Below are 511 nucleotides of genomic sequence, written 5' to 3'. Positions count from 1 at the left end.
CAATCAGGCCGTGACGGCGTCGTCCGTGGCGTTCAGACTGAAGGACAGCGGCGGCAATGCGGTGGCTGGTACGGTTTCCTACGATTCCGCCAGCGCTACAGCGGTGTTCACCCCGGGAAGTGCCCTGGCCTACGGCACGACGTATACGGCCACTGTCAGCGGGGCCACGAACAGCACGGGCCAGACGATGACGGCGTATGCGTGGCTATTTACCACAGCTGCCGCGCAGGCGGGTTGCCCGTGCAGTGTGTTCAGTGCCAAATCGGTGCCGTCCACCGTCACAGTCAATGACGCCAACGCCGTGGAGCTGGGCATGAAGTTCCGTTCCGACGTGGCCGGGACTGTCACAGGTGTCCGGTTCTACAAGGGAAGCAGCAATACCGGGACCCATACCGGCCATCTGTGGTCCGCCTCCGGGACGTTGCTTGCCTCGGTGACGTTCTCGGGTGAAACCGCCTCCGGCTGGCAGCAGGCTACGTTCTCCAGCCCGGTGGCCATCACGGCAAACACC

Annotated in this window: 1 protein-coding gene; it reads left to right on the top strand. The window is 64.0% G+C overall.

Annotated elements, in window-relative coordinates; translation table 11 throughout:
• Positions 1 to 25: 25 nt before the first annotated feature.
• Positions 26 to 511 (top strand): DUF4082 domain-containing protein (locus tag AC1DRO_RS21185; RefSeq protein WP_476952340.1); only part of this gene is annotated, 486 nt, incomplete at its 3' end.

The organism is Arthrobacter sp. P4_F11 (genome assembly GCF_056401395.1).
Note: the sequence above shows the minus strand (reverse complement) of the source record. Positions and strands in the feature narration are given on the sequence as shown.